Origin of the sequence: Aliiruegeria lutimaris (genome assembly GCF_900099935.1) — a bacterium.
Classification (GTDB): domain Bacteria; phylum Pseudomonadota; class Alphaproteobacteria; order Rhodobacterales; family Rhodobacteraceae; genus Tropicimonas; species Tropicimonas lutimaris.
In genome coordinates, this window is sequence record NZ_FNEK01000188.1 from 1 (window position 1) to 1,175 (window position 1,175).

Annotated in this window: 1 protein-coding gene and 1 pseudogene; one reads left to right on the forward strand and one right to left on the reverse strand. The window is 52.4% G+C overall.

Annotation, left to right across the window (positions count from 1 at the left end):
• A partial coding sequence (locus BLR85_RS28305; RefSeq protein WP_139188632.1) for a TylF/MycF/NovP-related O-methyltransferase occupies positions 1 to 921 on the forward strand: 921 nt, incomplete at its 5' end.
• 20 nt (positions 922 to 941) lie between these two features.
• Here the strand turns inward: BLR85_RS28305 and BLR85_RS30190 are convergent.
• A pseudogene (locus BLR85_RS30190) lies at positions 942 to 1,070 on the reverse strand (IS481 family transposase); the annotation flags it as partial.
• Positions 1,071 to 1,175: the final 105 nt, after the last annotated feature.

Here is a 1,175-nt window from a genome sequence, read left to right on the forward strand (position 1 = left end):
CATCCCGAAGTGCGCGACAGCGGCCTTGATCCTTGGCAGCACTATCTGGAGAAAGGGTATGTAGCGGGTAATAAGCCATCCGATGCGCCGCAGCATCCCAATTGGTTTGACCCAGAATTTTACCTTTCACATTACCCGGAAGTCCGGGCTAGTGGACTGGACCCTTGGCAGCATTTCATCGGCTACGGCTATTTGGAAAAGCGCCGCCCCTCAATGCAGGAAGGGCTGTATGATTTCGATGGGCTTGCCACGATCCACAATGCCGATTTCATGCAGAACCCCGATTTCATTAAAGCCTACGACCGGGGATCACAGGCAGCGCGCGGAATTGACCATCATTGGTACTGGCGTTTCCATGTTGGCCTTTGGTGCATACGAACAGCAATGGCGCTTCCTGGGGATTTCGTAGAGTTCGGCGTGAATTATGGCATGCTCGCTTCAGGGGGAATGCTGGACGTAGATTGGAACAAGAGAAACAAGACATTCTTTTTGTTCGACTCCTTTGCTGGCATGAAACCCGAGCATATAGAGAGTTCGGAAAAGGGCCGAGATCACCTCTCTGAATATAATAGCACCTCCCTATCAAATGAGTTTTACGCCACCAGCGCCGATGAGGTGCGGGCGAATTTTGCAGAGTTCAAAAATATTGAGATCATCGTGGGATTTATCCCCGACACGCTGGACCAGTTGACCAGTAGCCGACTTGCTTTTGTTCATATTGATTTGAACAATCCTGCGCCTGAAGTGGACGCACTGCGCTATGTTTGGGACCAGATCGTACCGGGTGGGATCGTCCTGCTGGATGACTATGCTCAAAACGGCTTCGAATTGCAAAAAGAAGCCATGGACACGCTGAGTCAGGAACTCAGCTTCCATATCCTTGCCCTACCTACCGGACAGGGGATGATCTTGAAGACCTGAGCTGGGCCTAAGATGTTCACTCAACCTTGTTGGCAAACGAATGACGTGCCGGTTGTGATGGGCCGTCGTCCCATGTTTCGGTATCCGAAGTGCGGTCTCTAAGTGTCGCGTTGGACAAGCCATGCATCGATATCGGTCTGGAGGGAACTGTCAGACTGATGAGAGCCAGTCACGTCAAGGACAGAATGGCTGGTGTTCCTTATGCCGCGCCAAGCTGGCGGCACTCGGCAAGAGAAGCGGCGCGGTCGAGCTTG